General features: G+C 58.5%; 25 protein-coding genes and 1 tRNA gene. 21 read left to right on the top strand and 5 right to left on the bottom strand.

Annotated elements, in window-relative coordinates; translation table 11 throughout:
- Window positions 1–85: 85 nt before the first annotated feature.
- Window positions 86–340 (bottom strand): SemiSWEET transporter, encoded by a 255-nt coding sequence (locus tag VHE58_01875; protein HVS26042.1) that lies wholly within the window; start codon window positions 338–340, stop codon window positions 86–88.
- Window positions 341–438: 98 nt separating this feature from the next.
- Here VHE58_01875 and VHE58_01880 point away from each other — a divergent pair, with 98 nt between their 5' ends.
- Both VHE58_01880 and VHE58_01885 read left to right on the top strand, forming a co-directional pair.
- Window positions 439–1,239: a uroporphyrinogen-III synthase gene (locus VHE58_01880; protein ID HVS26043.1), complete on the top strand. Its 801-nt coding sequence runs from the start codon at window positions 439–441 to the stop codon at window positions 1,237–1,239.
- A 25-nt stretch (window positions 1,240–1,264) separates the two neighbouring features.
- On the top strand, window positions 1,265–2,080 hold the full coding sequence (locus VHE58_01885) for a class II aldolase/adducin family protein (protein ID HVS26044.1): 816 nt from the start codon (window positions 1,265–1,267) through the stop codon (window positions 2,078–2,080).
- A gap of 33 nt (window positions 2,081–2,113) precedes the next feature.
- On the opposite strand, the gene VHE58_01890 is transcribed toward VHE58_01885, so the two are convergent.
- Both VHE58_01890 and VHE58_01895 read right to left on the bottom strand, forming a co-directional pair.
- Window positions 2,114–2,773, bottom strand: coding sequence for a glutathione S-transferase (locus VHE58_01890; GenBank protein ID HVS26045.1), 660 nt, complete (start codon window positions 2,771–2,773; stop codon window positions 2,114–2,116).
- 252 nt (window positions 2,774–3,025) lie between these two features.
- Window positions 3,026–3,259, bottom strand: a complete 234-nt coding sequence (locus tag VHE58_01895; GenBank protein ID HVS26046.1) for a hypothetical protein — start codon at window positions 3,257–3,259, stop codon at window positions 3,026–3,028.
- A 38-nt stretch (window positions 3,260–3,297) separates the two neighbouring features.
- On the opposite strand from VHE58_01895, the gene VHE58_01900 reads away from it, so the two are divergent.
- Together VHE58_01900 and VHE58_01905 are read left to right on the top strand one after the other, a co-directional pair.
- The gene (locus tag VHE58_01900) at window positions 3,298–4,020 is read left to right on the top strand and encodes an SDR family NAD(P)-dependent oxidoreductase (GenBank protein ID HVS26047.1); all 723 of its coding nucleotides are present in this window, start codon (window positions 3,298–3,300) and stop codon (window positions 4,018–4,020) included.
- 14 nt (window positions 4,021–4,034) lie between these two features.
- Window positions 4,035–4,433: an MAPEG family protein gene (locus tag VHE58_01905; protein ID HVS26048.1), complete on the top strand. Its 399-nt coding sequence runs from the start codon at window positions 4,035–4,037 to the stop codon at window positions 4,431–4,433.
- A gap of 61 nt (window positions 4,434–4,494) precedes the next feature.
- On the opposite strand, the gene VHE58_01910 is transcribed toward VHE58_01905, so the two are convergent.
- The gene (locus tag VHE58_01910; protein HVS26049.1) at window positions 4,495–5,154 is read right to left on the bottom strand and encodes a tetratricopeptide repeat protein; all 660 of its coding nucleotides are present in this window, start codon (window positions 5,152–5,154) and stop codon (window positions 4,495–4,497) included.
- 178 nt (window positions 5,155–5,332) lie between these two features.
- Here VHE58_01910 and ndk point away from each other — a divergent pair, with 178 nt between their 5' ends.
- The 15 genes from ndk to VHE58_01985 all read left to right on the top strand — a co-directional run bounded on the left by ndk (window position 5,333) and on the right by VHE58_01985 (window position 19,280).
- Window positions 5,333–5,758: a nucleoside-diphosphate kinase gene (gene ndk / locus VHE58_01915; GenBank protein ID HVS26050.1), complete on the top strand. Its 426-nt coding sequence runs from the start codon at window positions 5,333–5,335 to the stop codon at window positions 5,756–5,758.
- Window positions 5,758–6,849 (top strand): 23S rRNA (adenine(2503)-C(2))-methyltransferase RlmN, encoded by a 1,092-nt coding sequence (gene rlmN / locus VHE58_01920; GenBank protein HVS26051.1) that lies wholly within the window; start codon window positions 5,758–5,760, stop codon window positions 6,847–6,849. Before ndk ends, rlmN begins: the two co-directional genes overlap by 1 nt.
- On the top strand, window positions 6,846–7,631 hold the full coding sequence (gene pilW, locus VHE58_01925) for a type IV pilus biogenesis/stability protein PilW (GenBank protein HVS26052.1): 786 nt from the start codon (window positions 6,846–6,848) through the stop codon (window positions 7,629–7,631). The genes rlmN and pilW overlap by 4 nt, the downstream gene beginning before the upstream one ends.
- Window positions 7,628–8,461: a RodZ domain-containing protein gene (locus VHE58_01930; protein ID HVS26053.1), complete on the top strand. Its 834-nt coding sequence runs from the start codon at window positions 7,628–7,630 to the stop codon at window positions 8,459–8,461. Before pilW ends, VHE58_01930 begins: the two co-directional genes overlap by 4 nt.
- Window positions 8,462–8,520: 59 nt before the next feature.
- The gene (gene hisS / locus VHE58_01935; protein ID HVS26054.1) at window positions 8,521–9,783 is read left to right on the top strand and encodes a histidine--tRNA ligase; all 1,263 of its coding nucleotides are present in this window, start codon (window positions 8,521–8,523) and stop codon (window positions 9,781–9,783) included.
- Window positions 9,776–10,405 carry a tetratricopeptide repeat protein gene (locus VHE58_01940; GenBank protein ID HVS26055.1) on the top strand — a complete coding sequence of 210 codons (630 nt, stop codon included), beginning with the start codon at window positions 9,776–9,778 and terminating at the stop codon, window positions 10,403–10,405. Before hisS ends, VHE58_01940 begins: the two co-directional genes overlap by 8 nt.
- Window positions 10,406–11,566 (top strand): outer membrane protein assembly factor BamB, encoded by a 1,161-nt coding sequence (gene bamB, locus VHE58_01945; protein HVS26056.1) that lies wholly within the window; start codon window positions 10,406–10,408, stop codon window positions 11,564–11,566.
- A 40-nt stretch (window positions 11,567–11,606) separates the two neighbouring features.
- Window positions 11,607–12,935: a ribosome biogenesis GTPase Der gene (gene der / locus VHE58_01950; protein HVS26057.1), complete on the top strand. Its 1,329-nt coding sequence runs from the start codon at window positions 11,607–11,609 to the stop codon at window positions 12,933–12,935.
- A 92-nt stretch (window positions 12,936–13,027) separates the two neighbouring features.
- Complete coding sequence (gene hfq, locus VHE58_01955) at window positions 13,028–13,273, top strand: RNA chaperone Hfq (GenBank protein ID HVS26058.1); 246 nt, start codon at window positions 13,028–13,030, stop codon at window positions 13,271–13,273.
- 13 nt (window positions 13,274–13,286) lie between these two features.
- Entirely contained in the window at window positions 13,287–14,471 is a 1,185-nt protein-coding gene (gene hflX, locus VHE58_01960; GenBank protein ID HVS26059.1) for a GTPase HflX, read from the top strand.
- Window positions 14,458–15,633 carry an FtsH protease activity modulator HflK gene (gene hflK / locus VHE58_01965; protein HVS26060.1) on the top strand — a complete coding sequence of 392 codons (1,176 nt, stop codon included), beginning with the start codon at window positions 14,458–14,460 and terminating at the stop codon, window positions 15,631–15,633. Before hflX ends, hflK begins: the two co-directional genes overlap by 14 nt.
- Entirely contained in the window at window positions 15,630–16,505 is an 876-nt protein-coding gene (hflC, locus tag VHE58_01970; protein HVS26061.1) for a protease modulator HflC, read from the top strand. The genes hflK and hflC overlap by 4 nt, the downstream gene beginning before the upstream one ends.
- A 7-nt stretch (window positions 16,506–16,512) precedes the next feature.
- Window positions 16,513–16,698: a DUF2065 domain-containing protein gene (locus VHE58_01975; GenBank protein ID HVS26062.1), complete on the top strand. Its 186-nt coding sequence runs from the start codon at window positions 16,513–16,515 to the stop codon at window positions 16,696–16,698.
- A gap of 11 nt (window positions 16,699–16,709) precedes the next feature.
- Window positions 16,710–17,867, top strand: coding sequence for an ATP phosphoribosyltransferase regulatory subunit (locus tag VHE58_01980; GenBank protein ID HVS26063.1), 1,158 nt, complete (start codon window positions 16,710–16,712; stop codon window positions 17,865–17,867).
- A 120-nt stretch (window positions 17,868–17,987) separates the two neighbouring features.
- The gene (locus tag VHE58_01985; GenBank protein HVS26064.1) at window positions 17,988–19,280 is read left to right on the top strand and encodes an adenylosuccinate synthase; all 1,293 of its coding nucleotides are present in this window, start codon (window positions 17,988–17,990) and stop codon (window positions 19,278–19,280) included.
- Between the two features lie 89 nt (window positions 19,281–19,369).
- Here VHE58_01985 and VHE58_01990 read toward each other — a convergent pair.
- Window positions 19,370–19,456 (bottom strand) — tRNA-Leu (locus tag VHE58_01990).
- Between the two features lie 177 nt (window positions 19,457–19,633).
- Here VHE58_01990 and rnr point away from each other — a divergent pair.
- The gene (rnr, locus tag VHE58_01995; GenBank protein HVS26065.1) at window positions 19,634–21,772 is read left to right on the top strand and encodes a ribonuclease R; all 2,139 of its coding nucleotides are present in this window, start codon (window positions 19,634–19,636) and stop codon (window positions 21,770–21,772) included.
- Window positions 21,769–22,518 (top strand): 23S rRNA (guanosine(2251)-2'-O)-methyltransferase RlmB, encoded by a 750-nt coding sequence (rlmB, locus tag VHE58_02000; protein HVS26066.1) that lies wholly within the window; start codon window positions 21,769–21,771, stop codon window positions 22,516–22,518. The genes rnr and rlmB overlap by 4 nt, the downstream gene beginning before the upstream one ends.
- Window positions 22,519–22,589: the final 71 nt, after the last annotated feature.

The raw sequence follows: 22,589 nt of genomic DNA on the forward strand, positions 1-22,589 counted from the left end.
CCACCCGGACGGTGATTTTTGTATTTTATATATTACATTAAGTAATTATAATAATGTATTGATTTTAAATATTTAATATTAAAATTCAGCCCAAGCGAATCTTCATGATCAAAATAAACGCCGCCAGCACGAAGGTGACGCTGTTGGCAAGAATCAGCGGCAGGGAATGGATGACGATTCCATAAACGAGCCACAGGCCGACTCCGCTGGTGAAGATAATATACATGCCGAGCGAAATGTCCTTTACCGAGCGCGTTTTCCACACTCGCCAGGCCTGCGGCACAAACGCCAGCGTGGTGAGAATGCCTGCAACAAACCCCAAAATATTATCAAAAACCATTTAGCAGTTCATTATCAAACTTAATCCTCAATGAGTGTGATTGTACAATGCATGGTTCTTCTTTAAACTCATTCTTCTAACAGATCCCCAATCAACCTATGCAAGGCAAAACCGTTGCGCTATTGGAAGCCCGGGTCAGCGACCAGCTCGCCGAGATGGTGGTGAAACACGGCGGCAAGCCGTTTTCCGCGCCGGCGCTTGCCGAAGTGCCTGATATCGACAGTGAATACATCGGCAGGCTGATACGTGAATGGGAAGCGCAGCCGGTCAAGGTGGTGATTTTTCAGACCGGGGTTGGAACCCGGGCGCTCTTCAACGTGACCGACGACCTGGGTTTGACCGGGACGCTGATGCACCTGCTTTCTCAATCTAAGATCGTGGTGCGCGGCCCTAAGCCCACTGCGGTTTTGCGCTCGCGCAATGTGCGCATTGATTTGAGCGCCGCAGAGCCTTATACCACGGCGGAAGTGCTCGATGCGCTGGATGCGGTGCCGCTTCAAGGCGAGCGCGTGGTGGTGCAGCGTTATGGCGAAATCAACGTGGAACTGCAAAAAGCGCTGCAACTCCGGGGCGCGACGGTGGTCGAAATTCCCACTTACCGCTGGGCGTTGCCGGAAAATACGCAGCCGCTGGTTGATTTGATCGGCGCGCTGGAGCGCGGCGAGATTCATGCCGTGGCGTTCACCAGCGCCTCTCAGGCTTACAACCTTTTTGCCGTGGCGGAACAGCTTGGAAAAAAAGATGCGTTGAAAGCCAATCTCAATAAAACTCTGGTGGCGTCCATCGGCCCGGTTTGCAGCAGGGCGTTAAGCACGCTGGGAGTAAAAGTGGGACTGGAAACACGTCCCCCCAAACTCGGACCGTTTATCACCGCGCTTTCCCAAGCTTTATCTAAATAAAAACTCCCGTGCCCGAACTTAAAAGATGGCCGCTTGCGCGCAGAATCAAACGGACATCGTGCAGCAGAAGGTTTCCATGAGAATCGAGTTTAATCTTCCCGGACCGCCGAAGTTTGGCAGCATTGCGGAGCATCGCTGTTACGTCAAACAACGCCTGGCCGGCGCGTTCCGGCTGTTTTCCAAGTTTGGATTTGACGAAGGCGTGGCAGGACACATCACCGCGCGTGACCCGGAATTTTCCGACCGCTTCTGGGTGAATCCCTTCGGCGTGTATTTCGGCCAGATCAAGGCTTCCGACATGATTTTGGTGAATCACAAGGGCGAAGTAGTGGAAGGCAATCGTCTGGTGAATGCTGCTGCGTTTGCCATCCATTCGCAGGTGCACGCCGCACGGCCCGATTGCATGGCGGCGGCGCACGCGCACTCCATGTACGGCAAGACCTGGTCCATGCTCGGGCGCCTGCTGGATCCGCTCACTCAGGACGCCTGCGCGTTTTACCAGGACCACGCGCTGTTTGATGATTACACCGGCGTGGTGCTGGATACCGAAGAGGGCAAGCGCATCGCGCAGACGCTGGGGAACAGGAAAGCGATAATTTTGCGCAACCACGGTTTGTTGACTGTCGGCAAGACTGTGGATGAAGCGGTGTGGTGGTTCATCACCATGGAGCGCTCCTGCCAGGCGCAATTGATGGCGGAAGCGGCGGGCAAGCCGGTCTTGATCAGCGAGGACAACGCCAGGTTAACTTACGCACAAATCGGCAGCGAGTTTGCCGGCTGGTTCCAGTTCCAGCCGCTGTGGCAAAGCATCGTCAAGGAACAGCCGGACTTGCTCGACTGAAGCTTGCCGCGGCATCGGCGATATCGGGTTCATTTAAGCTCGTCTTTTGAGGAGCGCCATGAACGCGGGCAGAGCGGCTTCGCGGTCGCTCATGACTTTTTGCGCATGCGGGCGCGCGCCAACCCGCTTGAGGTAGGATGCGACGCCGCCAACGGATTCCAGCGCATCCTTGCCGTAAATAGTCTTGGAGGCATGCGCCACCATTGGCAGATGCACGAACGCTGCGCAGTCGGCGTAGGTAAACTTATTGCCGGCGATATACGGAGCGAATTTAACCAGCCCGGCAAACGCCGCCACGCCTTTTTCCAACCGCTGTTTGACTTCTGCCTTGACGTCATCGGCAACCTTGCGGCCGAAGAACACTTCGCCATAGAGCCGGCGCGCTACCAGCTCCAGATGCAATTCAATGAACTGTATAAGCTCGCGGCATTTGGCGGCCTGGTGGGGATTTTCGGGGTAAAGCGGCGGAGTGGGGTGGATGTCTTCCAGATATTCGATGATGACCTGCGATTCGCAAATCGTGCCGCCGTTGGATTCGATGAACGGCACCTTGCCCATCGGCGTGCGCTTGAGGAACGCTTCTTCGCTGTTGGGATAGACGAGTTCCTCCTGGAACGGGATGTTTTTTTCCAGCAAGGCGAACTTCACCTTGTTGTAGTAATTGCTCACGCTAAAGCCGCACAGTTTCAACATGGTGTTCCCCCATATCTGATGCGAGATTTACCACATCGTCCCCCATTTTATTGAAGATTTCGCGGTCGAATTTTTCATGTTGGAAGTATTATACCTTTTCAATAACCATCGCCGGGGCTTGCCCCATCCGATGCACAGGCTGATGACGGAGTAACGGCCGTGGCACCGTTGCAGTTGACGCGCGCCCTGCTGTAGATCACCCGGCGGAAAAGCTGCAGCAGGGCTGGCGGTAGACGGCGTACAGGTGGTGGTTTAAGGTTTGATTAGCCCGCTCAGTTCACGCGTCTCCCCGTGCTTTACCACAAAGAAACGCTCCGCGGTTAAACCCGCTTCCAAGCGCGCTTTAATCAAATCGCGCGGCGGCTGGTCTAAGGCCTCCGGCGTGTGGTGGTGTTTCGCCGGATTGTAATAAGGGCTCGAATAGCAACCGGCGAGCAGCGTGGAGCCGAGCAGCATTGTCAGCAGTTTTCTTGGTTTCATAAGCATGGCAAACTAGCGCGATAGTTTACTTGAACGGAGGAGCAATGACGAAACCGGAAGTCGCAGTCGTTGTAGGCGTGGGCCCGGGATTGGGTTCGGCGCTCGCGCGGCGCTTGGCGCACGCCGGCATGCATGTAGCTGCGGCTTCGCGGGACGCGGCAAAGCTGGCATCGCTTACCCGGGAGCTTTCCTCTCAAGGCGTCAAAGGCCGGGCTTATGACTGTGATGCGACAGACGAGGAATCCGTGGAAAAACTGTTTTCCAAGGTTGCGGCGGATCTTGGCAAGCCCTGTCTGGTTGTGTACAACGCCGGTGCTTTCGTGCGCAAGGGAATTCTGGAAACCACCAAGGAAGAATTCGAGTGCTGCTGGAAAATCGGCTGCCTCGGGGGCTTTCTAGTTGGACAAGCAGCGGCGCGCGCAATGCTCTCAACAGAAAATCCGTCTGGCACGATTATTTTTACCGGCGCCACCGCCAGCCTCAGAGGCAGCGCCTGGTTTCACAATCTGGCCGTGGGCAAATTCGGGTTAAGGGCGCTGGCGCAAAGCATGGCGCGCGAGTTGCAACCCAAGGGCATTCACGTTGCGCATGTGGTGATTGACGGCCAAATTCGTTCCGACCGCCCGGGCTATCGTGAAGAAGGGCGTGGCAAAGATGCCGTGCTCGATCCAAACGCAATTGCCGAAACCTATTATCAGCTGCACCTGCAACCCCGCAGCGCCTGGAGCCTGGAAGTGGATTTGCGGCCCTGGGTCGAGAAATTTTGAGAAAGGAGTTTGCCATGGTCCCGAAAATAATTCTTCCATACGCCGCTCTGTTGGGCCTGTTGCTGGTTTATCTTTCTTATAAAATAGTGGGTTATCGCGGCAAATTCAAAATCGGCATCGGCGACGGCGGCAACGCCGATCTGGCGCGAGCCATTCGCGTGCAGGGCAATTTCGTGGAATACGTGCCCACCGCGCTGCTGTTGATTTCGTTGGTGGAGCTTGCCGGCTTCAGCGCCTGGGTGGTGCATGTGCTGGGCATCGCGTTGCTGGCAGGGCGGATATTTCATGCGCAAGGCTTGGGTGCTTCAGCGGGCCCCTCGCCCGGGCGCTACATCGGCACGTTATCGAGTTGGTTGACAATAGCCGTCGCCGCAATTCTTTGTTTGCTGTCGTTCGGCGGAGTAAAATTTTAACGCTTTGGCAATAGGGTGAGCTTGTCGCGCACCGAATTGATGCGCGCAGCTTTTTCTGAGGCTAAATGGTGCGCCCGCGCTTTTCGCCTATTTCCTGTTCCAGTTTCTTGATGTTGATTTCAACACCACGCAGGTTGGGATTGATGTCGAGCGCGCGGCGAAAATAATCCAGCGCGAGTTCCGGCCGGTTGAGACGCAAATAAATCTGGCCGTAGCCCGCCAGCGCGCCGAAATGGTGGGGATTGCGTTTCAACACCTCGCCGCAATCGGCAAGCGATTTCCGGTATTTTCCCATGATGAAGTAAAGCGTGGCGCGCTTGTTCCAGCCTTCGGCGAAATCCGGCTTGAGCTCGATAACCTTGCTGAAAGTGGCGATGGCCTCGTGCCCCGGTCCTTCCTGCATTTGCTCGACGCCGAGGCGAAACAGGGCATCCACTTTTTCATCGCCAGAGCGGGTCCACACTTGCCACAGGGCATTTTCGGCGAGCCCGCGGGTGAGCCAATCGGCATCGCGCAGCCGCTTGATCAGCGCCGGCGTGTCGCTCATCAGGCCGATTTCGCCCAGCCGTTTCACTGCGCTGCGCCGGTTTTCGGCATAGGGCCGGTCGAGTTCCTGCAACGCCTGATCGTAAGTCAGCGGCGGTTCGGCTTGCGCCGGCGTGGCAGCGGGCAACCCTAACGCCAGCAGACTCAAAAACAAGCACCAAGCGGATTTCATCATTATGGCGGGGCCGGGACGTGTTCCTCGCGCATTATGCGTGGATGGGCGAATTTTGACTATGGTCTACAATAAACCGCAAAAAACCAGGCTCCCAGGCTTTATTTGAAGGCTTTATCATGGTATTTTTACAAGTTAATCAATTTATTAACCCTTTCAGAATTAACTCTGGAGATTGTGAATGGCCGTTGAACGCACCCTGTCCATCGTCAAGCCGGATGCCGTGGCAAAAAACATCATCGGAAAAATCTACTCCCGATTCGAGGAAAAAGGCCTCAAGATCGTCGCCGCGCGCATGCTGAGGCTGTCGCACATTGAAGCGGAAGGATTTTATACCGTGCACCGTAAGCGGCCGTTTTTCAAGGACCTGGTGGCTTTCATGACTTCCGGCCCGGTGATGGTGCAGGTGCTGGAAGGCAACAATGCGATCATGCTCAATCGTGAAATCATGGGCGCGACCGATCCGAAGAAGGCGGCGAAAGGCACCATCCGCGCCGATTTCGCCCAAAGCGTCAACTTCAATGCGGTGCACGGTTCCGACAGCCTGCATACCGCGGCGATGGAAATCGCTTATTTCTTCCCGACCCTGGATATACACTCACGCTGATGCCGGTTAATTTGCTCGATTACGATCTGCCACAACTCGCCGCATTCTGCAGTGAAATCGGCGAGCGGCCGTTTCGCGCCAGACAACTTTTGCGCTGGATTCATCATTTCGGAGAAAGTGATTTCACCAAAATGAGCGATCTCGCCAAGAGCTTGCGCGAGAAGCTTTCGGCGACTGCGGTAATCGAGCCGCCGAAAGTGAAGTCGGACAGCACGTCCGCCGACGGCACCCGCAAGTGGCTGCTGGAGGTGGGCAACGGTAATGCGGTGGACGCGGTGTTCATTCCGGAAATTGATAGGGGCACGCTATGCATATCGACGCAAGCGGGTTGCGCGCTGGAATGCACTTTTTGCTCGACGGGCAGGCAGGGATTCAATCGCAACTTGAGCGTGGCTGAAATCATCGGCCAGTTGTGGTGGGCGAACAAGGCGCTGGGTCATGATCCCAAGGGTGAGCGGGTAATCAGCAACGTGGTGTTGATGGGCATGGGCGAGCCGCTTTTGAATTTCGACAACGTGGTGACTGCGCTGCGTTTGATGCTCGATGACCATGCTTACGGGCTGTCGCGCCGGCGCGTGACCTTGAGCACCTCCGGCGTGGTGCCGGCGATCGAGCGCCTGCGGGAAGCCTGCCCGGTGGCGCTCGCGGTGTCGCTGCATGCGCCCAACGACCGGCTGCGGGACATGCTGGTGCCGATCAACAGGAAATATCCGCTGCGCGAATTGCTCGCTGCCTGCCGAAGATATATTACTGCCGCACCGAGGGATTTCATTACCTTCGAATATGTGATGCTGGAAGGGGTGAACGACAGCGTGGCCCAGGCGCGCGAACTGGTGACCCTGGTCAGGAACGTGCCGTGCAAATTCAATTTGATCCCCTTCAATTCATTTCCCGATTCCGGTTATCGGCGTTCCTCGCCCCAAGCCATTGTGCGTTTCCGCGACGTGCTGGTGGAAGCCGGTCTGGTGGTCACCACGCGCAAGACGCGCGGCGACGACATTGACGCGGCATGCGGGCAACTGACCGGCGAAGTGCAGGATCGCACCAGGCGCAAATTGCGCCGTAGCGCCGCGATGGGGGATTCACCGTGAAAAAAATCCTTTTGCTTGGATTGTCGGTCATGCTTGCCGGCTGCATTCAGGAGCGGGTGCAAACCACGTCCACTTCGCCGCTGGAAGCGCCGCCGGCCAAACAGGCGGATGCAAAACGCCGCGCGCAAATCCACACTGAACTGGGCTCGGGATATTTTGAGCGCGGCCAGCCAGGCGTGGCGTTGGAGGAATTGAAGGAGGCCTTGCGCGCCGATTCCGATTATGCGCAGGCGTACAACGTGCTGGGGCTGGTATACATGGAGTTGCGTGAAGATGCGGACGCGGAGCGCAATTTCCGGCAGGCGCTCAAGCTCACGCCGCTGGATTCGGACGCGAACAACAATTACGGCTGGTTTCTGTGCCAGCGCAAGCGCGAGCAGGAGTCAATCAAGTATTTCCTCGCGGCGCTGAAAAATCCGCTTTACGCCACGCCGGAAAAATCCTATGCCAATGCCGGTATTTGCTCGCGCCGCAGCGGCGATGAGGCGGCCGCCGAAGCCTATTTCCTGAAAGCGCTGCGCTTGCGCCCCGATCAGCAGCCGGCGCTTTATAACATGGCCGACCTCAAATTCAAACGCGGCCAGCACGGCGAAGCCAAATCATATCTGGTCAAGTACATGCAGGTGACGTCGGTGCCAACCCCGGAAAGCCTGTGGCTGGGCGTGCGCATTGAGCGCAGACTGGGCGACAGCAATGCGCAAGCAAGCTACGCCGCGCAATTGCGCAAGCGTTATCCGGACTCCAGGGAAACCCGCGCACTGAATTACGGGCAGTTCGAATGACTGAAGGCGCTGCGGACAACCAAACGGCAAGCATCGGCCGCGTTCTATCCGCGGCGCGTGAGCGCCAGGGCCTGAGCGTGTCTGATGTGGCGCGTCAGCTCAAGCTCGCCGTGCGCCAGGTGGAAGCGCTGGAAGCGGATGATTTCAAGAGCCTGCCGCGCATCACGTTCGTGCGCGGCTTTATCCGCAACTACGCGAAGCTGGTGCAAGTTGATGTCGAGCCGCTGCTCAAGGCCGCCAAACTGATGCCGCCGCCGCCGCAAGTGCCTGAAGCCGAGCACGGCGTAGCGGAAATCCCCACCACTTCCGATAAAAAATACGACTGGCGCAGTTACGCGATATCCGGCGTGCTGGCTGCGCTGCTGGCGGGTTTCTTTGCTTATGAGTGGTATCACGGCAAGCTGGAAAAAGATGCGCCCAAGCCGGTCAATGTAAAACGCGAACCCGCACCCGCAGCGGTGGAGAAAAGCAAAACCGAGACGCCGCGGAAGCTAATAACGGAGCCGGTGCCCGCCCCACCCGACCTGGCGCAAAGCAGCGCGGCGGCAGCGGCACAGCAAACCGATATCAGGCCGGTTGCGCCGCGCGACCGAGGCGCGGAGATTCGCCTGGAGTTCGTGCAGGATACATGGGTGGAGATTGCCGACAAGAACGGCAAGGCGATTTTTTCCCAGCTCAATCCGGCGGGCAGCACGCAGTCAGTGCGCGGCGTGCCGCCGTTTTCGGTGGTGGTCGGTAACGCCGCGGGGGTGAGGATCATTTACAACAACAAGCCGGTGGATTTGAAACCGTATACCAAAGTCGATGTGGCGCGCCTGACTTTGGAGTAGCGCCCGGAGCCCTGGACTTGGTTAATGGGACGGCCGATGGGCCTCCTCTCTTCGGAACAATGAAACAAAACAACATTCAGGCGGTACGCGGGATGAACGACATCTTGCCGGAGCAGGCGCCCCGGTGGGTGGCGTTCGAAGACACGGTGCGCGAGTGGCTGGCCGCCTACGGCTATCGCAACATTCGCATGCCAATGGTTGAAAAAACCGATCTGTTCGTGCGCTCGATTGGCGAAGCGACCGATATCGTCGAGAAGGAGATGTACACCTTCGTCGGCCAGTTAAACAGCGAGAGCCTCACCTTGCGGCCGGAAGGCACCGCTTCCTGCGTGCGCGCGGTGCTCGAGCACAATCTGCTGTATCCCGGGCCGCTGCGTCTTTATTATACGGGCCCGATGTTCCGCCACGAGCGCCCGCAGCAGGGGCGTTACCGCCAGTTCCACCAGATCGGGGTGGAGGCGTTGGGTTTTGCCGGGCCCGATATCGACGCCGAGCACCTCATCATGAGTGCGCGGCTGTGGAAAAAACTGGGTTTATCGGGCATCCAGCTGCAAATCAATTCGCTGGGCGGCGCGGAGTGCCGTAGCCGCTACCGCGAGCGGCTGAAAAAATATCTAACATCGTTTGCTGGCCAGTTTGACCAAAAGATGAAAGAACGCGTGGAAAGAAACCCGCTGCGCGTGCTCGACAGCAAGGAGCCGGCGATGCAGCCCGTCATCGAAGCCGCGCCGCGGCTCATAGATGAGCTGGACCAGGCTTCGCTCAAGCACTTTGAAGAGCTGCAGACGCTGCTCAAGAACGCGGGCATTGCCTTCGAAATCAACCCACGCCTGGTGCGCGGGCTCGATTACTACAACTTGACGGTGTACGAGTGGGTCACCGGCAGGCTGGGCGCGCAAGGCACGATCTGTGCCGGCGGACGCTACGACGGATTGGTTGCACAATTGGGTGGCGGGCCCGCGCCGGCGTGCGGCTACGCCATGGGCATCGAGCGCCTGCTGGCGCTGCAACAGCGGGAAGAAAAGCAACCTGCACCCGATGCTTATCTGGTGCATCAGGGCGAACTTGCCGAGCGCCAGGCATTCCAAATTGCGGAAGTCCTGCGCGACCATGGCTTGAGCGTGCTCCTGAATTGCGGCGGCGGCAGTTTCAAGGCGCAAATGAAAAAAGCGGATGCCAGCGGCGCCCGTTACGCCGTGATTATCGGCGATGACGAAGCGCGGGCCAATGAAGTAAGCCTGAAACCCTTGCTCGAAGCGGGCGAACAGATCCGCTCAGGATTGACACGGATTATCGAGAAACTGAGGAAACCCGATGTATGACTTGCAGGAACAAGAGCAGATAGAGGAGTTTAAAGCCTGGTGGAAGGAAAACGGCAGGCTGGTGATTACCATCGTGGTGGTTTTCGCCTTGGGTGCGGCGGCAGTGCAAGGCTGGCGCCATTACCAGCACACGCAGGCCCGGCAGGCGGCCGCACTTTATGGGGCGCTGGAGGAACTGCTGCCGGGCAAGGACGCCAAAAAAATTCAGGAGACGGCGGGCGCCATCGTCGAAAGATTTCCATCCACCGCCTACGCCGCGCGCGCCGCATTGATTGCCGCCAAGACCAATTATGATTCGGGCGATGTTAAAAGCGCCAAGGCGCAGCTGCAATGGGTCATTGACAACGCTTCCGAAGACGAGCTTCGGGACATGGCGAGGCTGCGGCTTGGCAGCGCGCTGCTCGATGAAAAAAATTATGCCGAGGCGCTTTCGCTCCTCGAAGCCAAACACAGCCCGGCCTATGACCCGCTGTTTTACGATCTCAAGGGAGACCTCCTGGTTGCCCAAGGCAAAACCGCCGAGGCGAGGGGCGCCTACCAGACGGCGCTCGACAAAAGCGACAAGAAAAGCAATTACCGCAGCCTGATTCAGGTCAAGCTGGACGCTCTGGGAGGAAAGTAAATGAAGCGGCGGTTTTCCTGGGCGGTCGTGCCGCTGCTTGTGCTTTTCCTTTGCGCCTGCTCCGATTTCCTCGGTTTTGGCAGCGATCCGGATACCGGGGAGAAGCCGGCGCGGCTGGTGACGTTCACGCGCACCGCCAAAGCCGCAGTCAAGTGGAAAAAGGACGTCGGCCCGTCCGGCGCGTACGTATTCGCCCCGGGGTTCGCCTCCGACAGCGTTTACGCCGCCAACGATGAGGGCGAACTCATGCGCTACGACGCCGTGAGCGGAAAGCTGATTTGGCGGGTGGACACCAAGCGCAGGCTCTCCGGGGGCGTCGGCGCCGAGCATAATATAGTGCTGGTGGGCGATTTGAAAGGCGAACTGCTGGCGTTTGACAGCGAAGGTTATCTGCTGTGGAAATCGCAACTCACCAGCGAAATCCTGAGTCCCGCCCGCGTGGCGGACGGAATCGTGGTGGTGCGCACCGAAGACGGGCGGATTTTCGGGCTGGAAGCGGAAACCGGCAAGCGCAAGTGGGTCTACCAGCGCAGCACCCCGGCGCTTAGCGTGCGTTCGTTTGCCAGCGTGGCGATTACGCACGGCGGGGTATTTGCCGGATTTGCCGGCGGCAAGCTGGTCGCGATCGACCTTGGCACCGGAAATATCGGTTGGGAAGCGACGGTGGCGCTGCCGCGCGGCACCACTGAATTGGAGCGCGTCACCGACATTACCAGCGTTCCGGTGGTGGATCAGGAACGCGTTTGCGCGGTGGCGTACCAGGGACGAGTGGCGTGTTTTGACCTGTTGCGCGGCAATCTACTTTGGTCGCGCGAAATCTCGAGCATCGCCGGCATGACCCTGGATGAGCGCAATGTCTATGTGAGCGACGACAAGGGCGGGGTGATTGCACTGGACAAGTTTAGCGGCGCCAGCGTGTGGAAACAGGCCAAGCTTTTCGGGCGCAAGCTTACCGCACCGCTGGTGTTTGGCCGCTATGTGGTTGTTTCCGATTTTCACGGTTATGTGCATTTCCTGTCGCGTGAAGACGGCGCCTTTGCCGCGCGTCTTTCCACCGATGGCAGCCGCGTCTTCGCGCCGCCGATTGTGCTGCCGCGAAGTCTTTTGGTGCAGACGCACGGCGGCCGGCTGTTCGCCATGACGATCCAATCCAATCCGTGAAGGTTAATCGGACGAACCTGCTCACCGCTTATAGTGCATCATGAAACCCACCCTGGTCCTGGTCGGTCGCCCCAATGTCGGCAAATCCACGCTGTTTAACCGGCTCACCAAAAGCCGCAATGCCATCGTCGCCAAAGTCCCCGGCCTGACCCGCGATCGCCATTATGGGCAGGGCAGAATCGGAACCAGGCCGTTTCTGGTGGTGGATACCGGCGGCCTCGAGCCGGCGGCCAGGCAGGGCATTCTGCCGGAAATGGCGAAACAAACGTTGCAAGCGGTGGCGGAAGGCGACCGCATTCTGTTTCTGGTCGATGCGCGGGAAGGATTGACGGCCACGGACCGGATGATTGCCGATAATCTTCGCAAATGCGGGCGCCCGCTCTATCTGGTGGTGAACAAGGCGGAAGGAATGGCGTCTGCTCTAGCCGCATCCGAATTTCACGAGCTGGGTTTGGGCGAACCCTTGCCGATAGCGGCGGCGCATGGCGAAGGCGTGAACGAGCTCGTCGAGTTGATTTTGGCCGATGCGCCAGACGAGGAAACGCCGCTGCAGCAAGACACTCACCCGAAAATCGCCATCGTCGGCCGTCCCAACGTCGGCAAATCCACTTTGGTTAACGCCCTGCTGGGCGAGGAGCGGGTTATCGTGTTCGATGAACCCGGCACCACCCGCGACAGCATTTACGTGGATTTCGAGCGGCAAGGCAAGCGTTACACGCTGATCGACACCGCCGGCTTGCGCAAGCGCGGCAAGGTGGTGGAGACGGTCGAGAAATTTTCCATGCTCAAAACCCTGCAGGCGGTGGCGGATGCCAATGTGGCGGTGCTGGTTCTCGATGCGCAAAACCAGATCACCGAACAGGACGCGCACATTGCCGGCATCATTCTGGAAGCGGGGCGGGCCTTGGTGGTGGCGTTGAACAAGTGGGACGGCCTTGGCTGGGCCGAGCGCGAACAGGTCAAGCGCGATCTGGCGTGGAAGCTCAAGTTTCTCGACTTCGCCCAGGTCCACACTATTTCGGCGCAGGAAGGACAGGGCCTAGTCGCCTTGATGAAAGCGGTGGATGCGGCGTATACGGCGGCGATGGCGAAACTCCCCACCCCCAGGCTGACCCGTGTCTTGATGGGCGCGGTCACCAGGCAGCAACCGCCGCGCTCGGGGCTCATCCGCCCGAAATTGCGCTACGCCCATCAAGGCGGCCGCAACCCGCCGCGGATCGTGGTTCACGGCAATGCCCTGGATGCGGTGCCGGACAGCTACTGGCGCTATCTGGAGGGCGTATTTAGAGTGGCATTCAAACTGCAGGGCACGCCGCTCAAGGTGGAATTCAAGCGCGGCCGCAACCCCTATGCCGGGAAAAAGGCTTGAAAACGAAGTGTTTGCCGCCGGGCTCGACGGCTGGCTTTAAGCCAGAAAATCAAGTAAAGTTAAACACCCAATAACTAAAATTTGGAGTCAACATGACCAAAGGGCAATTGTTACAAGACCCGTTTTTGAACGCTCTCCGCAAGGAACATGTGCCGGTTTCGATTTATCTGGTGAACGGCATCAAACTGCAAGGGCAAATCGAATCGTTTGACCAGTATGTAGTGTTGCTGAAGAACACAGTCACGCAAATGGTATACAAGCACGCCATTTCCACCGTGGTTCCCGCCAGGCCGGTGAGCATACCACCGTTCGAGCCATCCTCATCCTCGGAAAGTTGACGTTAAAGTTTTAATGTTCGAGCGTCCCGACAGCGGGAGTACGGCAGTATTAGTCGGCCTCGATTTCGGCGAAGCCGGCTACGAGGAAAGCCTGCAGGAACTCAAGCTCCTGGCAAGAAGCGCCGGCATCGACGCCCGCAGCCTGATCCAGGGAAAACGCTCAAGACCCGACCCCGCGTTTTTTGCCGGCACCGGCAAAGTCGGGGAAATTGCGCTGGCTTTGCGCCAAACTTTCGCGCACCTCGTCATTTTCAACCACGAATTGTCCCCGGCCCAGGAGCGCAATCTGGAAAAGCAGTTGCGCTGCCGGGTGGTGGACCGCACCAGCCTCATTCTCGACATCTTCGCCAGGCGCGCCAAAAGCCATGAAGGCAAACTTCAAGTGGAGCTCGCGCAGCTTAGGCATCTTGCCACCCGCCTGGTACGCGGCTGGACGCACTTGGAAAGGCAAAAGGGCGGCATCGGATTGCGGGGCCCCGGTGAGACCCAGTTGGAAACCGACCGGCGTTTGCTCGCCAGGCGCGTCAAGGTGCTCAAGGATAAATTGGCAAGACTGTGCCGCCAGCGCGAAGTGCAGAGAAGGGCGCGCCGCCGCACCAAGGTGATGTCGGTATCTCTCGTGGGCTACACCAACGCCGGCAAGTCCACGCTCTTCAACAGCCTCACTCACGCCCACGCTTATTGCGCCGACCAGCTGTTTGCCACGCTGGATACCACTACGCGCAAATTGTTTGTTGAGGGTCATGGCACGGTGGCGCTGTCAGATACGGTTGGCTTTATCCGTGGTCTTCCGCACACGCTGGTGGAAGCTTTCCGCGCCACGCTGGAAGAAACCGCGCAGGCGGATTTGCTGCTACATGTGGTGGACGCGAGCCATCCTGACCGCGAGCGGCAGATTGAGGAAGCGAACAAAGTGCTGGCGGAAATCGGCGCGGATGCCTTGCCGCAGATACTGGTGTTTAACAAGATCGATTTGTGCGGCTGGAAGGCGGGCGTGGAGCGGGACGAGTATGGTAAAATTACCCGTATTCGTTTGAGCGCACAAAGCGCGGAAGGCATCGAACTGGTGCGGCAGGCGCTCCTCGAAGCCAGCGAATTTCCCGAAACAGCAAAAGTACCGATAGCGCCCGGCCTGAACCGGGAGCCTGCGGTGCGCGACAAAACCGAACTGTGCAGCAAACATTATGGCATTGAATGATCCGCAATGGGGCAGGCGCGGCAACCAGGGGCCTCCCGATCTCGAAGCAGTCTGGCGCAAATTCAACGAAAAATTGAATTCGCTGTTCGGCCGCGGCCGTGAGTCCGGCGGCGGGCCCACGCCCGATTCGCCCAAGCCCTTCGGCGGCAGGCTGGGCTTGCTCGCCGTTCTGGTTTTGGTCGTCTGGCTGGCGAGCGGTATTTATATCGTTGATGCCTCGCAGCGCGGCCTGGTGCTGCATTTTGGAAAATATGTGGAAACCACGCAGCCCGGGCCGCACTGGCGCCTGCCTTATCCCATCGAAAGCGTGGAAATCGTCAACCTCTCGCAGGTGCGCACCAAGGAAGTGGGCTACCGCAACAACGTGAAAAGCAAGGTGCTGACGGAATCGCTGATGCTCACCGATGACGAGAACATCATCGATATCCAGTTTGCGGTGCAGTACATCCTGAAAAGCCCTGAGGATTACCTTTTCAACAACCGCGAGCCGGATGATGCGGTGCTGCAAGTGGCGGAAACCGCGATTCGTGAAATCGTCGGGAAAAGCAAAATGAATTTCGTGCTCTACGAGGGGCGCGAGCAAGTGGCGGCGCACGCCACGCGCCTGATGCAGGAGATTCTCGACCGCTACAAGACCGGCATCCTGATCAGCAAGGTGACGATGCAAAACGCCCAGCCGCCGGAACAGGTGCAGGCGTCGTTTGACGACGCGGTAAAAGCGGGGCAGGACCGCGAGCGGCAGAAGAACGAAGGCCAGGGTTACGCCAACGACGTGATACCGAAAGCGCGCGGTTCGTCCGCGCGCCTGCTGCAGGAAGCCGAAGGCTACCGGCAGCGGGTGATGGCCAACGCCGAAGGCGACGCCGCGCGTTTCAGGCAAATTCTGGTGGAATACAGCAAGGCGCCGGCGGTGACGCGCGACCGCTTGTATCTGGACATGATGCAGCAAATCCTTTCCAGCACCAGTAAAGTGCTGATCGACCAGAAATCCGGGGCCAATCTGCTGTATCTGCCTCTGGACAAACTCATGCAAATGAGCACCGCCACCGCTCCCCCGCAGGAAGTGCCGCCGCGGGCGGCCGCCCCTGAGTCGCAACAACCTGAAAGCACCGCGCGCTCGCGCGAGGCATTCAGAAGCCGCGATCGGGAGGAGCGCCAATGAGAAGCGCGAGCGCGGTACTGGTTGCCCTGATCGTGGTGCTGGTGCTGACGAGCCTGTCCCTGTTCACCGTGGACCAGCGGCAGAACGCCATCGTGTTCCGTCTGGGTGAAATCAAATCGGTCAAAAAGGAGCCGGGGCTTTATTTCAAGGTGCCGCTGCTCGACAACGTGCGCTACTTCGAGACGCGCATTCTGACTTTGGCTTCGCCGGAGTCGGAGCGTTTTCTCACCTCGGAAAAGAAAAATGTGCTGGTGGATTCCTTCGTCAAATGGCGCATCGTGGACGTGAAGCAGTATTACGTGAGTGTCGGCGGGGACGAGCAGCGCGCGCAGACGCGGCTGGCGCAGACGGTGAACTCGAGCCTGCGCGACGAATTCGGTAATCGCACGGTGCACGACGTGGTGTCCGGCGAGCGCGACAAGATCATGGAGCTGATGCGCGACAAGGCCAACGAGGACGCACGCAAGATCGGCGTGCAGGTGCTGGACGTGCGCCTGAAGCGGGTGGATCTGCCGCAGGAAGTGAGCGAGTCGGTGTACCACCGCATGGAAGCCGAGCGCAAGCGCGTGGCCAATGAATTGCGCTCGACCGGCTTCGCCGAGTCGGAAAAAATCCGCGCCGACGCCGACCGTCAGCGTGAGGTGATCATCGCCGAGGCCTACCGTGAAGCGCAGCGCATCAAGGGCCAGGGCGATGCCCGGGCCGCGGCGATTTATGCCGAGGCCTATCAGCAGAATCCCGAATTCTACGCTTTTTACCGCAGTCTCGAAGCTTACCGGCAAAGCTTCAAGAGCAAAAACGACGTGCTGGTGCTGGACCCCAATTCGGAGTTTTTCAAATACCTAAAACACGCCGGCAAACCGGGCAAGTAGTCGCACCATGTCCAAACTGTTGCTGACTGCGTTCGCCCTGATGCTGGTGCTGGAAGGCGTGTTGCCGTTTCTGCTGCCGGCCATCTGGCGCGAAGCCTTCAAGAGACTTACCGAAATGACCGACGGCCAAATCCGCTTTATCGGTTTGAGCTCGATGCTCGTCGGTTTGCTGCTGCTTTATCTGGTGCGATGAGATAGATTCTTATGCGCAACTGGCTGCTGCCCGAATACATCGAAGACATCCTGCCGCCGGAGGCGCGCCGCATCGAGCGGCTGCGCCGGAGCATCCTCGACCTGTTTTATGTGCACGGCTATCAATTGGTGATCCCGCCGCTCATCGAATATGTCGAATCGCTGCTCACCGGCAGCGGGCGTGACATGGATTTGAAAACCTTCAAGCTGGTGGACCAATTGAGCGGCCGCATGATGGGTTTGCGCGCCGACATTACGCCGCAGGTGGCGCGCATCGACGCGCACCTCCTGAACCGCAAGGGCGTCACCCGCCTGTGCTATTGCGGCAGCGTCTCGCACACCTTGCCATCGGCCATGACGCGCACCCGCGAGCCGCTGCAAATCGGCGCCGAAGTTTACGGCCACGCCGGCGTGGAGAGCGACGTGGAAATCCAGCGGCTGATGCTGCAGGCGCTGAAGCTCGCGGGCATCGATGAGATTCATCTCGACCTCGGCCATGTCAAGGTATTCAAAGCCATTGCCGGCCGCGCCGGCATTGCGCCTGAACTTGAAGCCGAACTGTTTGGCGCGCTGCAATCCAAGGACGTGCCGGCGGTGCGGAATCTTGCTGGTGGTCTTGATGCGCGGGCAAGCAAGGCGCTGCTTTTGCTGGCGGAACTCAACGGAGGGGATGAGGTTTTGCAGCGCGGGCAAAAGGAACTCCCGGATTATCCGGAAATCACCGCCGCGCTTTCCGATTTGCGCACGCTGGCTTCTCAACTTCGCGGCGATGTGGCGAGTCTGTGCTTTGATCTGGCGGAGTTGCGCGGCTACCACTACCACAGCGGCGTGGTGTTCAGCGCCTATGCCAAAGGTTCGCCCAATGCCGTTGCCCTGGGCGGGCGTTATGACGAAGTGGGCAAGGCATTCGGCCGTCCGCGCGCTGCGACCGGCTTCAGCATGGACTTGCGCGAGCTTGCCGCGCTGGTGTCTGCCGACGGAGCGTCTTCGGCCATCCTCGCGCCTTATGCGCAGGACGCGGCTTTGCAAAAGCGCATTGCCGAATTGCGCGCGCAAGGGGAAGTCGTCATGGTGGATTTGCCCGGGCATGAAGACAGCCGCGGCGAATCGAATTGCGACCGCCAGCTGGTGTCGCGCAACGGCAAGTGGGAAATCGTGCCGATTAAGTGAAACCACAGAGGCACAGAGGTCACGGAGAAATTCATAACAACATTATTATTGAAGAATGTTTGTCTTCCGTTCTACGGGTTTCTGTGGCAAAAAGGCCTAACTAAAGGAAATTGACCGGGCATGTCCAAAAACGTCGTCGTCGTCGGCACTCAATGGGGGGATGAAGGCAAAGGCAAGGTCGTCGACTGGCTGACCGATCACGCGCAAGGCGTGGTGCGCTTCCAAGGCGGGCACAATGCCGGCCACACCCTGGTCATCGCCGGCAGGAAAACCGTTTTGCATCTGATTCCTTCCGGCATTCTGCGCGCGGGTGTGCATTGCTACATCGGCAACGGCGTGGTGGTCTCGCCGCAGGCGCTGCTGGAGGAAATCGCTACACTCAAGCGAGCCGGAGTGGAGGTAGTGGGGAGGCTCAAGATCAGCGAAGCCTGCCCGCTGATTCTGCCTTACCACGTGGCCCTGGATCAGGCGCGCGAAGCGGCGAAAGGCGCCGGCAAGATCGGCACGACCGGGCGCGGCATCGGCCCGGCTTATGAAGACAAAGTGGCGCGGCGCGCGATTCGTTTGCAGGATCTGTTCCAGCGCGAGCGCTTCGCAGCGAAACTGGGCGAAGTGCTGGATTATCACAACTTCGTGCTGAAAAATTATTTCAGCGTCAAGCCGCTGGATTTTCAGCGCACGCTGGAACAAACGCTGGCGCTGGCCGAGCCGATCAAGCCGCTGGTCGCCGATGTGCCGCGGCTTTTGTATCAGGCCAATCGCGAGGGCAAAAATCTTCTGTTCGAGGGCGCGCAAGGCACGCTCCTCGATATTGACCATGGCACCTATCCCTTTGTGACGTCCAGCAATTGCGTCGCCGGCGCGGCGTCGGCGGGAAGCGGCATCGGCCCGAACTTGCTGCATTACGTGCTGGGCATCACCAAGGCCTATACCACGCGCGTGGGTTCCGGGCCGTTTCCGACGGAATTGAGCGATGAAGTAGGCAAGCTTCTGGCATCGCGCGGCCAGGAATTTGGCGCCACCACCGGGCGTCCGCGCCGTTGCGGCTGGTTCGATGCGGCGGCGTTGAAGCGCTCGATTCAAATCAACGGCGTCTCGGGCCTGTGCGTCACCAAGCTCGATGTGCTCGACGGCATGGAACGCCTGCAGCTGGGCGTGGGCTACAAAATGGATGGAGAGGAAAGCGATATCCTGCCGGTGGGGGCGGAGCTGCTGGCCAAATGCGAGCCCATCTACGAAGAAATTCCGGGCTGGAAAGAAAGCACGGTGGGGATAAAGCGATTGGAAGATTTACCGCGCCCGGCGCAGAATTACTTGAAGCGCATCGAGCAAATTTGCGATGTGCCGATTGATATGATTTCGACCGGAGCAGAGCGCGAAGAAATCATCGTGCTGCGCCACCCGTTCAAATAACCGGGATTCAGGATTCAGGAGTCTGGATTTTGGAAAAGGCAGGAAAAGTTTTGTTGAATCCGGCATCCTTGATCCTGAATCCTGCCGTATGGTGCCGAGAAGAGGACTCGAACCTCCACAGTGTTGCCACCGCCAGGACCTGAACCTGGTGCGTCTACCAATTCCGCCATCTCGGCTCTTTACGAGAGGTGCAAATCTAATAGGAAAACACTTTCTTGTCAACGAAACGCAGCAATTCTCATCACCATTCGGCCGGGGCGCGGCGCCAATCGCGTCCGGTGGCAAAATCCGAGTCCAAATTGCGGGAGCTTGACCCGCATCTCAAGCGCGAACGCGCCAAATATCCCTACGCTATGCCCAGCCGCGAATTCATACTGAAAATCCTTTCCGAACAGGGCGTTCCCGTTTCCGTGGAAAAACTGATGGACATTCTCGGCATCAGCGCGCAGGAAAGCGCGCTGTTTCACCGGCGCCTGCGCGCGATGGAGCGCGACGGGCAAATCATGCGCAACCGCAAGGGCGCGATTTGCGTGGTGGACAAGCTCGATCTGATCAAGGGCAGGGTGCAGGGACACGCAGACGGCTTTGGTTTTTTGATACCGGATGACGGCGGGACGGATCTGTTCATCGGCCCCGGTGAAATGCACAAGGTGCTGCACGGCGACCGCGTGATGGCGCGCGAAATCGGCGTAGATCGGCGCGGCCGGCCGGAGGCCAAGATCGTCGAAGTGCTCGCGCGCGCCAATCAGCTCGTGGTGGGGCGGCTGCACGACGAGCACGGCGTCCTGTTTGTGGTGCCTGAAGACAAGCGCATCAGCCAGGACATTCTGATTGCCAAAGGCGAAAGCGGTGGCGCCGAGGCAGAGCAGGTGGTGACGGTGGAAATCATCGAGCAGCCGAGCAAGCACGCGCAGCCCATCGGCCGCGTGGAGGAAGTGCTGGGTAATTACGCCGATCCGGGCATGGAAATCGAAATCGCGCTGCGCAAGCACGATTTGCCGCATATGTTCCCGCCTGAAGTGGAAAGGCTGTGCCGGCGCTTTTCCAGCGGAGTGGAGCAAAAGGATTATGCGGGTCGCAAAGACCTGCGGCGCTTGCCGCTGGTGACGATAGATGGCGAAACCGCCAAGGACTTAGACGACGCGGTGTATTGTGAACCCCATGGTGGGGAATTTAAATTGTTCGTCGCCATCGCCGATGTCAGCTATTACGTAAAGCCCGGCGATGCGCTGGATCAGGAGGCATCAGCGCGCGGCAACTCAGTGTATTTTCCGCGGCGGGTGATTCCGATGCTGCCGGAAGTGTTGAGTAACGGGCTGTGTTCGCTCAATCCGAAAGTGGACCGGCTGGCGGTGGTGTGTGAAATGGAAATTGATGCTGATGGTGAAATCGGCGACTACCGCTTTTATCCGGCGGTGTTCCACTCGCACGCCCGGCTCACCTATACCGAGGTATGGGACATGCTGGAGCATCCGCAAAGCGAAACTGCACGCCGCTACGTCAAGCTCCTTCCGTGCCTGCAAATGCTCTACAGGCTTTACAAGGTGCTGGCGAAAGCGCGTGAAAAACGCGGTGCGATTGATTTCGAGACCATCGAAACGCAGATGGTTTTCAACCAGCAGGGGAAAATCGAGCGCATCGTGCCGGTGAAGCGCAACGATGCCCACCGGCTGATTGAGGAATGCATGCTGGCGGCAAATGTCTGCGCTTCGGATTTTCTCAAGCAACACGGCCAAAAGACGCTTTATCGTGTCCATGAAGGCCCCACGCCGGAAAAGCTGGAAGCGCTGCGGGGATTTTTCAAGGAATTCGGTTTGCAATTAGGCGGAGGCGACAATCCGCATGCCAGCGATTACGCGAAGCTGCTTATTCAAACTAGAAACCGTCCGGATGCGCAATTGCTGCAAACCTCGATGCTGCGCTCACTGCAGCAGGCAATGTACAGCCCCGACAACGTGGGGCATTTCGGTTTGGCGTACGAATCCTACACGCACTTCACCTCGCCCATCCGCCGCTATCCCGATTTGCTGGTGCACCGCGCCATCAAGGCGGTGCTGAACGGCAAGACCTACAATCCGGGCGACTGGAACGAGTTGGGCATTCATTGCTCGCAAACCGAGCGGCGTGCCGATGACGCGACGCGCGATGTCGAAGCCTGGCTCAAGTGCTACTACATGCAGGATAAAATCAACGAATGCTTCGACGGCACGGTGAGCGCGGTGACGGGCTTCGGCATTTTCGTGGCGCTCGATGACATTTATATTGAAGGGCTGGTGCATATCTCCGAGCTCGGCAGCGATTATTTCCACTTCGATGCGCGCAAGCAGCTACTGCTGGGCGAGCGCACCGGCCAGAAATACCGCTTGGGCGACCGGGTGCGAGTCAAAGTGGTGAGAGTGGACTTGCAAAGCTCGAAAATCGATTTTGTTCTCGAAGATGCTCCCGGGGTATCGGGAAAAAAAAGTCGGCAGGCAAAAAGGGCAAGAACATGAGCCGCTTGATTTACGGTTTCCACGCGGTGACCGCGAGCATACGGCAAAGCGCGGAAAGCGTGCAGGAAATCTATCTGGATCAAGCGCGTCAGGATCATCGCGCGAAAGATTTACTGACATTGGCGGAGAGCCGCAAAGTGCGCGTGATTCTGGTGGAGCAAATGCGGCTTGACGGCATGACCGGCCATGCCAGGCATCAGGGCGTGGCGGCCAAAGTCAGCCCAGTGAGCCCTACCGCTGATTTGGATGAATTGCTGGAGAATTTGAGTGAACCCGCCTTGTTGCTGGTGCTCGACGGCGTGCAGGACCCGCACAACCTTGGCGCTTGCTTGCGAGTCGCGGATGCCTGTGGTGTGCATGCCGTCATCGCCCCCAAGGATCGCGCGGTAGGAATTACTCCAACGGTATCCAAAGTCGCCTGCGGCGCGGCGGAGATCGTACCTTATATTGCTGTCACCAATCTCGCCAGGACAATGCGCGAATTAAAGGAACGCGGCATTTGGATAATCGGTGCGGACAGCAAGGCGGAAAAGGATTTGTTCTCGGTAAAACTTAATGGCCCCATCGCCTGGGTGCTGGGCGCGGAAGAGGAGGGGCTGCGGCGGCTGACCCGTGAAACCTGCGACGAACTGGTGCGCATTCCAATGGCGGGCGGCGTGGAAAGCCTGAATGTTTCCGTGGCGAGCGGGATATGCTTGTTTGAAACGAGGCGGCAAAGAGCCTCTAAAAATGCAAAGCCCGGCTGAGAAACTGTGCTTGCAAAATCATTTTAACGTGTCTGAATTAACGGACCGGCTTTTGCCAGTCCCGGTTGAAT

The sequence above is a fragment of the Burkholderiales bacterium genome (assembly GCA_035543335.1).
Classification (GTDB): Bacteria; Pseudomonadota; Gammaproteobacteria; order Burkholderiales; family JAHFRG01; genus JAHFRG01.